The following is a 9,496-nucleotide window of genomic DNA, read 5'->3' as shown; positions in this document are numbered from 1 at the left end:
GGGTTCGGGGCGACCGATACATTTATGTCTGGACTGGTCGGTTGACCGATTTCTTGAACGATCTCTTGACCGATCTCTTGACCGATTTCTTGGCCAACCTCCGCCGCCCGTGCTTCATCAGTCCTGGCAAGCTGTTGCTCGCCAGCCTTCGTCCGTTGCCCGCTCTTTTTCCGCCCCTTGCGCTGGCCCGGCTTGCCCACTGGCTTGTTCCCGTCCGTTCTCAACATGAAACGACACTCCCAATAAATTATGACGCGAGACTTCGTTCCGTTCCCGCCGGAATCGCGGTTGCGCCTTGTCATCGGGGTGGCGGGTGTGTGGAGAGATTTTGGATGGGGCAGGGGATAAGTGGCTCATTCCCTGACCTTTCGTGAGGAAAAATTCAGCATTTAGGAGAGGTTGAGCGCTTATGACACCCATCATCGCTGCGTGCGGCGTCAGCGACTGGGAAAAAATGGCAAAGCTGAGGCCGTCAAGGGCACATCTAGTTAGAATGACTCTTACCCCCGTAATACACTCAACGCCGTTTGGGGTTCTGGGTGCGTATTGGGAGGTCAATCATGGCAAGTGTTGAACAATTGCGCAGACGAGATGGAGTGAACCTGGTTCAGCTCGAGGCGGACATTGCGTCGGTACGCTCGGGAAGCTCGATCGCTTCCATTGCTCTACCCGATTATGTCGAGCACACCGAGGGGGTGACGCGCGTCGGCGCGCTCAGTGCAGAGGCGGTCGTTCGCGACTATGAGTCCGCGGCCAAAGAGATCGAGGCCATGGGCAGCGAGTTGATCGACGCCGCGCGGAAATGCGAGGCGCTGACGGTCCAGGTGCATGATGCGATTGCCTACATGCGCGAAACCGCGGCGGGGTATCGTGAAGAGGGACGGAAGATCTTCAAGCGCATCGAAGAATGCGCGCTGTTCACCGAAGATGTCCGCAAGACATGCGAACAGGTCAAGCGCAGAATGGCGGAGGTCTCGGTCGGCGAGTCTCCCGAGCCGGAACTTGCGGAGCAAGAGCTGCTCGAGCTGAGCGGCATCGCCGCCAAGGTGACGATCAGCGAGATACGGTGAGGCGGGCGTAGAGCGTCGTTCGCAGGATGGGTTTCGCTCAACCCATCCTGCGAGCTTGCGAGCCCCGTCACTGTTGCGGAGCAGCTGGTGATGGGTCGAGCCCGTAGCCCGGATGGAGCCAGCGGGTCGGCGCGAAGCGCCGCCCGATGACAGGCTCCGCGCAATCCGGGAATTGCGCGGCGGGCACCTGTCCCGGATTACGCTTCGCTCCATCCGGGCTACGCTCGCTCTTGGCTTCGGCGGACAAGCTGCACCACCATTCACCCAGCCATGAAGCGGGCCGTTCCCGAGACCCGGATCGAGCTGCCTTTGGTCGCGCCGATCTCCGCGCGGATCAGCGACCGCGCGCCCATGTCCTCGCCCTGGACGATGTCGATGGCGCCGCCATGCGGCCAGCCGATGTCGCGCAAGTAGCCCGCAAACGCCGCGGCGGCGGCGCCCGTTGCGGGATCCTCGACGACCCCTCCGGCGGCAAACGCGTTGCGGACATGGAACAGTCGCGGCGTCTCCACGGTCACGAGCGCGACGGTGACCAGCCCCGCCTTGTCCATCAGCGCGCGTCCGCGTTCGAAGTCATAGGCCATGCGCGCGAGCGCCTCGCGCGACGTCAGCGCAAGCACGGCATGATCGGCTCCGCCGTGAATGTTCGCCGGCGGTATTTTCGGGTCGAGATCGGAGGTTGCGTAGCCGAACAGGTCGAGCAGCGCATCCCGCAGCACCGGCTCGAGTGGCGCGCTGCGCGTCGGCGGCGATTGCAGTGCCGCCGCGATGGTGTTGCCGTCGCGGCGACCCGAAACGGAAATGACGGCGTCGTTCAGACGCAGCTCGAAGCTGCGGTCGCCGTGCTGGTGCGCAAGCGCCGCGCCGAGGGCGATGGTTGCGTGTCCGCAGAACGGCACTTCCATCGCGGGCGAGAAGTACCGGACGCGCCAGGCGCCGCCGTCGGGCGCCGCAAAGGCCGTCTCGGAGAAGCCGACCTCCGCCGCGATCGCCTGCATCTGCGGCGCATCCGGCAAGGTGTCGCCGATCCAGACGCCGGCGGGATTGCCGCCTGTGTTGCCGTCCGAGAAGGCGGCGATGCGGAGCACGGTCGTCATGGATTTGATCCTGGTTGTTGGCGAATTAGCTTGCCTTGCTTCGAGTCCTTTTGCACTCTCTTCGCAAGGAGACCGATGCATGAAGAAAATGACCGCCGCGTGCGCGCTCGGAACGGCTCTGGTGCTGTGTAGCCTTGCAACGTCCGGTGCTGAAGCCCGGGCGCGGAAGGCGCAAGTCGTTCGTGAACCACAGCAAAGGCTCATTGTCACGGCGCCCGTGCTCAGGCCGACACCGTGGGATTACTATGTTATTCCACGATATCGTTATCGCCCTGAAGACGACCGGGTCGATCCGTACGCCCCGCCGCCGGTGTCGTCATGGGTGCGCTATGAGGGATGGCGGTGGCCGTATTGGTGGTGAAGGCCACTGACGGACGCGGCATTGAATAAAGCGTAGGGTGGGTTAGCCGAAGGCGTAACCCACCACTGTGTGTCTCCGCGGAAGCAGAAGAGGTGGGTTACGCCTTGCGGGGCTGCGCTTCGCGCATCCGCAAGGCTAACCCACCCTACGAGTAATTGCAGTCATCCGCCGCTAGCCGCAGTTCGTAGCCCGGATGGAGCGCAGCGCAATCCGGGACCAGCGCAGCTCGGCGCAAAGACCCCGGATTTCGCGGAGCCTGTCATCGGGCGGCGCTTCGCGCCGACCCGTTGGCTCCATCCGGGCTACGGTCCTCAATCGCCGTCATCTGCCGCCAGGCGCAGAAACTGCCGCTTCATCGCGTTGACCCTGGCGACATAGCTCGCGACAAGGTGATCGCCGCAGCGCTCGCTGGGCATCATCTGAAACTTGCGGCGCGCATAGGCTGTTGCGGGACCTCCGCCGCAGAGATGGATGAAGGCGGCCAGATCCTGCTTCTGCTCGCGGCTTGCCTTCACGTCGCCCGCGCGGGCGAGAACGTCAGCCACATTGCGGTCGAGATACACCGATGCGAGCTCAATGGCGTGGCTCGGGATCGCGCGGATGTAGAGGAAGGTAGACCCGCAGCCGGTGTCCGTGACCGTGTTGCCGCGAACGCAGAACCGCGCGGCGTCGGCATAGGCCGCGTCCAGCATCTGGTAGAGGCCGACGGCGCTGGAGGCGGGCCGGTAGATCGCGAGCGGATTGAGGCTCCATCGCCAGCGCCAGTAGGTGCGCGCCACCGGATTGCCCGAGCTCTCGACCTGCGCCAGCGCGGCCAGCAATTCCGGCGTGATCGTCGCGGTGGAATGCTTGCGGAACAGCGCCCCGTATTGCCGCCAGGTCTCGGCCGGCTCCTTGTCGAGCGCGTTGCCGACAAGGACGAACAGCTCGGTCGGCTTGCGGACGATGTGATAGGCGATGTTCAGCAGCGCGATGGCCCCAAGCAGGATCGCCGCGCCACCCGCGATCCGAGCCATCCGCGGTGCGCGCGCGAAGGTCTTTCGCACCCAGCGGGCGCTCCGCCGGATATTGCGATGGCGAGGGAGCAGGCTGTTGCTTTTCCTTGGCATGGGTCTTCTGGGAGATGGGTTTTCCGGGAACAGGGTAAATGGCTTGAGCCCTTGCGAAACCCATCACCTGGCGGAGTTGATGATATTGCTTTGAAATCCGGCTTCACGTCACGCCGAGAGCGTCTTTTCAGGTCCCTGTTCCGTGCTCCTACGGCCGACCGCGTTGTTGCTCAAAATAACCCTCGGTTGTACGGTGCGCTGCAGAACAGTTAATTTTTCGTAAATGGACGGCTGGAATGACTGCAATTGAGGGCGTGGCGTCGGACGACAATGCGGAGCGGAAAATGCCGCCGGGCGTGCTGTTTGAAGGCCCGGTGGTCGACGCCAAGTTTCTCGATTCCTACATCGCGTTCGGCTTCATGATCGGTGGTTCGATCGCTGCGCTGGTCTGGGCATTCTGGCAAGGCATCGGCCGGGTGGAGGTGTCGGTCTTCGTCGGCATGTTCTTGCTGACCACGGTCGGGATCGGCTTCATGCATCGCTACTTCGTGCACCGGAGTTTTCGCTGCGGTCCGGTGATGCGGGCGATCTTGGCCGCGGTCGCCACGCTGGCGGTGCAGGGCTCGATCCTGAAATGGGTGAGCAATCATCGCCGCCACCATCTCCACTCCGACAAGCCCGGCGACGTCCACAGCCCTTATTATGACGGCGCCGGCAACCGCTTTGCCAGCTTCGCCAAGGGGATGTCCCATGCGCAGGGCGGCTGGGTGTGGGACCAGGCGACCACCGACGGCGAATACTACGCCAAGGATATTCTGGCCGACCCGATCTCCATGTTCTTCACCAGGACGCGCTGGTACTGGTACGCGCTGTCGGCCGTGATCATTCCGGGCGCCATCGGCTACGCGTTCGGCGGCGTGCACACGATGATCGGCTGCATGTTGTTCTCCGGCCTGTTCCGCAGCTACATCATGACCATGGCCACCTCGCTGGTGAACTCGGTCTGCCACAGCGACGGTCGCTGGGGCTACCGCCGCTTCAAGACCAATGACGGCACGACCAACGAACTGGTGACCACGTTCCTCACCTTCGGCGAGGGGCTGCACAACAACCATCATCGGTTTCCGCGCGACGCCTACCTGTCGCACGCCTGGTACGAGATCGACATCAACGGCCTGATCATTCTCGGGCTTGGCAAACTCGGGCTCGTGCACGACATTTTCGGAGCCGGCGTGCGTCGGTCCCCACCGCCGGATGCGCAGCAAGGCGGCCTTGGGCCCGTTGCCATCCAGGACCCGATCGATCGTGTCGCCGAAGACCTTGGCTCCTCCGGCGTCAGGTAGACCTAGAATTACGGAAATTGCAGTGGCAGCGAGTAGCCCGGATGAGCGAAGCGATATCCGGGACCTTGCCCCATTGTTCCCCGGATGTCGCTTCGCCCATCCGGGCTACACGTGCTCGACCTGCGCCAGCTCACCAATCCGGATCGCCGTAAGGGTCGACCATATAGGGCGGGGGCATCCAGGGGCCTCGCGGCGGGGGCCTCGGCCGCCGCGGTGCGGCCGCTTGCACGTGCGGCCGTGCAGGCGCAGCGGTCTCGTTGACCACGCTGCGCACGGCGGGTTTCGCGGATGCCGGTGCGGGTGAAGCCGTCAGTTGCGTTTGCAGCGCCTGGACCTGCGCGGCGAGGCGCGCATTGTCCGCCGCATCCTTCTCCTGCGCCGCCTTGAGCTGTTGAATGGTGTCGGCCTGCTCGCGCAGCGTCTGCTCGTTGCGGCTTTTCAGTTGCTCGAGCTTTCCGTTGATGCTCGCAAGCTCGCTGGTGATGGTCTTGAGCGATTGCGCGAGATCAGGCGATGACGGGTCAGGCGCTGTCGCGCCAGTTCTTTGAGCGTCAGGTCTTGGAGTGTCAGGTCTTGAGGCGTCAGGTTTTGGAGCGCTTTCCGTTGCCTTGCCGGGCGGTGGCGCGGGCGCCGGCGTCGGCTCATCCACAGCAGCCAGTCGCACGACCGGCGGCTGCGGCGGACTTTCGACCGCGGACGCTTGCGGGGGCTCGCTCGCGGCCCGAGGAGCCCATCTCGCCATGATCGATTTGGCCTCATCGCGATATTGCGAAGCGAAGGCGGCGCCGAGAATGCCGATCGCCAGCACGAGGCCAACCAAAGCGCGCAGCATGGGCCGATCTCCCTTCAGGCCTTGATCGCGACCCCTGTTATCCGGCGCCGGCGCCTTGTCCCTGGGGGCCTTGGCTGCCTCCGCACCGGCGCTTGCCTGCGAGGCTCGCGGGGCTTCGCTTCCGCGTTCCATTCCGGACACCAGCCGGTCCAGCCGCGCCAGGTCTTGCTCTGCACTCTTGATCTGGTCGTAGGCCCGCGCCAGCCCGCCATCGCCGCGCGCCTCGTTCGGCTTGGGGGCATCAGGCTTCTGGTCATCAGGCTTCTGATGATCAGGTTTGGGGTCGTTCGTGTCAGGCACCGATGCGCTCTCCATCCAGTCGGGCGTCAATGGGAGGCAGTCCGATCGTTGGAAGGATAGGTCTCGCCGCTGTCCAACACAACGCGCGTGCGAAGGAGAAATTATGGCGGGCTACGGTTGCTGAAACAGCCGGGCGCTGCTCCCCCGGGCATCCCGGCGACGTGCTATGCTATCGCGGGAGGAAGCGCCATGAGGGTCCCTACCGCGATACTCGCCTTGCTTCTTTCAGGTCCGGCCGCGGCCCAGGAGTGCCAGACCTGCTCAATGGCCGACGCCTGCATGAAGGAGTACGGTAAGACGACGTTGGAGGCCCAAAGGGCCACCAGGCAAGCCATCCGGGATTGGAAGCAGAACCTGGACAGAAAGGCCTCCGCGGAATTGGCCAGCAGGGGGATACTCGCATTGCAAGACGCCATGGAGGCGCAGGTTCGGACGGAGCTGGAGCGCCTGAAGGAGTGCCTGGGGAAGATCAGGTAGGCGGGGCGCAAAGGAGGATCCGATGAAATCGCTTCTGCTGCTCACGGCGAGCGGTCCGCTGCTCATTCTCACCTCGCACCAGTCCCTGGACGACCAGAAGCTGCTTGGAGTGCTCAGGCAGAAAGGCATCGGCAAGTTCGTCGCGTTCGAGGTTCCCCTGGCGCTCGCCAGAGAGCGCTACGGCGGGCACTTTCACGCGGTCGAAAGCAATCTGCACGAGACCGATGATTTGAGAGTGCTCGACTTCAACGGCCAGCGGGTCTTTCAGCTGTTTCATTTCGAAGAGCTCGGTTCACCGATGCTGATAGAGCAGTCGTGATCCGGTTTTGTCGCGCGGCATGATCCGCTTCGAAAGACCCATCATCCCGCTACCGCGGCGAAAGCGGATGGGTTGGCTGTTCTCACCATGAACGTTCGTTCAGGGGAACGGCCGTTGGTTCATTTCGTTGCATTGGGAGGGCATGTTGAGAGGAGGATGACATGAAAACAATGATCATTGCGCTCTCTGCTGCGGCTCTCGTGGCGACAGCACCAGCCGTGTTTGCTCAGGGCGTGTCGAGCAAGGCGCCAGGTCAGGAGATGCAGCAATCGGGTTCCAAGACAGGCCAGCCGGGCGCATCCAGCTACGCCCCTGGACATCAGAAGCAGCACGCGATGCACCACGCGAAGGCCTCGAAGAAGACCAGCCCCGGCGCGTCGAATTACGCTCCAGGTCAGACCACCGGCATGAGCACGAAGCCAACCACCGGCTCGGGCATGAAGTGAGGGTACTGACGTCCAAGGACTGACGTTCAAGTACTGACGTTCAAGTACTTGCGTCCAAGTCCTGACGGGACACAACGGCGCGTCGAACGCAGGATAGGTTGGGCCCCTGGCGAAACCCATCACGCCAAATGATGGGTATCGCTTCCGCGGAAAGACTAAAGTATGCAGGTAGGTTTTCGTATTTCGAAGCTCATCGCCTTCGCACGATATGATTTATGAGCGATGGGTATCGCTGCGCTCAACCCATCCTACGAGCTTAATCGGGGTTGCATGCGAAAGTTAGCCGGAGCAGCCGATCCGGCGATAGCAAACGAATTTAGCGCGCTGGCACCGAAATTCTGGAGCCGACAATCAATAGCGGCCGCCGTTGCCCTTTTGCTGCGTGATCCAATCCGACAATGTTTTCGGTGTCGATTTCGCAGTCCGGCCCAGTGATGCCGTCGGATTGCCGCGGACGCCTTTCGCCGGACTGGCGCGCGGTGATTCCATTTCGTTGACGCTCTTCAAGGCAGCAGTCGATGTCTCTGCGGCTTCCTTCTCGAGGCGCAGCTTTTTCAATCGCGCCATCTTGATGCGCTCTGCCTCGACTTCGGGTCCTTCGGACAGCAGCGGCTTGTGTTGAGCAAGCTCGGCCGGGACCAGGACACCGATAATGGTTGTCTCACCGAGCGCCTTGCAGGCTTCGAGCCGATGCAGTCCCTCGACCAGAACGAGGCGGTCTCCGTCGAGCCGAACGGAAATGGGGGCCTGTTGTCCGATGTCCAGAATACTTTCCGCGATCTCCCCGACGATCTCGGGCTTGATGGTTTTCTTCTGCTTCGTGGGAACGAAGATCTTCTCGATCGGGAAGCTCTCCGGTTTGGGCATAACTTGACTCCGCTTCTACCGGGCCCGTCGGAACCCATGCCGGTGGGTTGGGAGTTTAGGAGGGAAGGGCTCGACCGCAAAGGCTATTTCGGCGGTAGAGCATTGATGAGCATCGAAGCCGGAACCAATCTGCGATTACGGCGACAGTACACTTAATTGACGCCGCCCACCAAGCGCGAGCCGAAGCCGCAGATCGGCGGGACGGAGCGAGTGAATTTAGTGCACTGTCACCGTAATTCCTGGTTCATGTGTAAGCCTCAGTAATAGCGCTAGTATCTCGTCACCGACCAAGCCTGCTGGATTGGACAAGGCGCGACTCTGCTGACGTGAAAGCAACAGCAACTCTTCCAGAATGCGATCGTGCTCTAGTTGCTTTTGCTCATGGCGAGGGAGTGTGGCGCGCAACTTGGTGAGCTTGGGCTTGATTGCGCTCTCAAGCGAGGGCCAAGTCGATTCGAAAATGGTGGCGAGATGCCGCTCCTCCCTGGCGTTGTCCCCTGCGGCATTATTAATTGACTTCACAACTCTGAAGATATCGTTCTTTTCAAAGAGCGCAGACTGAAACATCGAGAGAGGCTGATGCACGTCAGAATGCTTTAAGCCGAATAATATAGGAACGATCCGGCCTTCTTCGACAGATTTTGCGATGGCGCCAGCTTCAAAGTGGAGCCAAGTCGAATCAATGTTCTCCGTGGTTAGAACGACGATCCCAAATGTGCTCTGCTCCAATTCGCGGCGAATAGTGGCTGACCAATGAGCGCCTTTATCAGTGTCCTCTTCGGACATGAACGGCTCTATGGTTTGGTTGATCAGGGGTAACCACTCTCGGAATTCCTGAGCAATTTGGCGGCTTATATCTTGCGACCAACTTACGAATAGCTTCATGGGCTGTTCCGGCCTGTGATTTGATGAGGCGCTCTTAGTCAGCCGTAGTAAGTTTCGATGAAGCGCGCGACTTCCTCGAAATAGGGTAGTCTTTCACGCCAAAGCTTATTTTGAAGAATCTGGTAGTCAATTCGTCGATCTAGAATTTCATCGTAGATCGCTTGGTGTACTGTAAATTCCTCAATTTCAGCAGCTTTGGATTTAGCCTTGATCTGAATAATTGGAGTGGAGCGCGTGACAAATCTTAGGCGGTACTGACGAGTTGTTCGAAGGAGGAGGTTTGCTTGTGTTCGATCTTTGCCGTCATAGAGCGTGAGGTGAGGTCGTATCACTCCCGCAAAATCGGGCTTATCCCAAACCTGTTCAATTGAGGGGATGTTGCATCTCAGAAATACTGTATTTTGTGGCTTCCCGATTTCAATAAAGGAATCGACTCCCTCAAAGTGAATG

11 protein-coding genes and 1 pseudogene are annotated in these 9,496 nt (G+C 61.1%); 5 read left to right on the top strand and 7 right to left on the bottom strand.

Annotated features, from left to right (window positions below; translation table 11 throughout):
• A pseudogene (locus ACXJMY_RS37250) lies at nucleotides 1–227 on the bottom strand (phasin family protein); the annotation flags it as partial.
• Nucleotides 228–560: 333 nt separating this feature from the next.
• Between ACXJMY_RS37250 and ACXJMY_RS37245 the strand changes: the two are divergent.
• Nucleotides 561–1,070: a hypothetical protein gene (locus ACXJMY_RS37245; protein WP_456624333.1), complete on the top strand. Its 510-nt coding sequence runs from the start codon at nucleotides 561–563 to the stop codon at nucleotides 1,068–1,070.
• A gap of 260 nt (nucleotides 1,071–1,330) precedes the next feature.
• Here ACXJMY_RS37245 and ACXJMY_RS37240 read toward each other — a convergent pair whose 3' ends face one another.
• Nucleotides 1,331–2,167, bottom strand: a complete 837-nt coding sequence (locus tag ACXJMY_RS37240) for a PhzF family phenazine biosynthesis protein (RefSeq protein WP_456624332.1) — start codon at nucleotides 2,165–2,167, stop codon at nucleotides 1,331–1,333.
• Nucleotides 2,168–2,246: 79 nt separating this feature from the next.
• Between ACXJMY_RS37240 and ACXJMY_RS37235 the strand changes: the two genes are divergently transcribed.
• Nucleotides 2,247–2,528 carry a hypothetical protein gene (locus tag ACXJMY_RS37235; protein WP_456624331.1) on the top strand — a complete coding sequence of 94 codons (282 nt, stop codon included), beginning with the start codon at nucleotides 2,247–2,249 and terminating at the stop codon, nucleotides 2,526–2,528.
• Between the two features lie 311 nt (nucleotides 2,529–2,839).
• Here the strand turns inward: ACXJMY_RS37235 and ACXJMY_RS37230 are convergent, their stop codons facing one another.
• On the bottom strand, nucleotides 2,840–3,637 hold the full coding sequence (locus ACXJMY_RS37230) for a transglycosylase SLT domain-containing protein (RefSeq protein ID WP_456624330.1): 798 nt from the start codon (nucleotides 3,635–3,637) through the stop codon (nucleotides 2,840–2,842).
• 236 nt (nucleotides 3,638–3,873) lie between these two features.
• Between ACXJMY_RS37230 and ACXJMY_RS37225 the strand changes: the two genes are divergently transcribed.
• Nucleotides 3,874–4,920 (top strand): acyl-CoA desaturase, encoded by a 1,047-nt coding sequence (locus tag ACXJMY_RS37225; protein WP_456624329.1) that lies wholly within the window; start codon nucleotides 3,874–3,876, stop codon nucleotides 4,918–4,920.
• A 130-nt stretch (nucleotides 4,921–5,050) separates the two neighbouring features.
• Here ACXJMY_RS37225 and ACXJMY_RS37220 read toward each other — a convergent pair whose 3' ends face one another.
• Nucleotides 5,051–6,067: a hypothetical protein gene (locus tag ACXJMY_RS37220; RefSeq protein WP_456624334.1), complete on the bottom strand. Its 1,017-nt coding sequence runs from the start codon at nucleotides 6,065–6,067 to the stop codon at nucleotides 5,051–5,053.
• Nucleotides 6,068–6,551: 484 nt separating this feature from the next.
• Here ACXJMY_RS37220 and ACXJMY_RS37215 point away from each other — a divergent pair, with 484 nt between their 5' ends.
• Both ACXJMY_RS37215 and ACXJMY_RS37210 read left to right on the top strand, forming a co-directional pair.
• Nucleotides 6,552–6,848, top strand: a complete 297-nt coding sequence (locus tag ACXJMY_RS37215; protein WP_456624328.1) for a cytosolic protein — start codon at nucleotides 6,552–6,554, stop codon at nucleotides 6,846–6,848.
• Nucleotides 6,849–7,009: 161 nt separating this feature from the next.
• Nucleotides 7,010–7,294: a hypothetical protein gene (locus tag ACXJMY_RS37210; protein WP_456624327.1), complete on the top strand. Its 285-nt coding sequence runs from the start codon at nucleotides 7,010–7,012 to the stop codon at nucleotides 7,292–7,294.
• A gap of 351 nt (nucleotides 7,295–7,645) precedes the next feature.
• Here ACXJMY_RS37210 and ACXJMY_RS37205 read toward each other — a convergent pair whose 3' ends face one another.
• The 3 genes from ACXJMY_RS37205 to ACXJMY_RS37195 all read right to left on the bottom strand — a co-directional run.
• Complete coding sequence (locus tag ACXJMY_RS37205) at nucleotides 7,646–8,161, bottom strand: chromosome partitioning protein ParB (RefSeq protein WP_456624326.1); 516 nt, start codon at nucleotides 8,159–8,161, stop codon at nucleotides 7,646–7,648.
• 216 nt (nucleotides 8,162–8,377) lie between these two features.
• A complete protein-coding gene (locus ACXJMY_RS37200; protein ID WP_456624325.1) occupies nucleotides 8,378–9,046 on the bottom strand; it encodes a toll/interleukin-1 receptor domain-containing protein in 669 nt (222 codons plus the stop codon).
• A 38-nt stretch (nucleotides 9,047–9,084) separates the two neighbouring features.
• A partial coding sequence (locus tag ACXJMY_RS37195; protein WP_456624324.1) for a hypothetical protein occupies nucleotides 9,085–9,496 on the bottom strand: 412 nt, incomplete at its 5' end.

The sequence above is a fragment of the Bradyrhizobium sp. P5_C12 genome (genome assembly GCF_054049735.1).
This window is presented reverse-complemented; position numbering and strand designations above follow the sequence as displayed.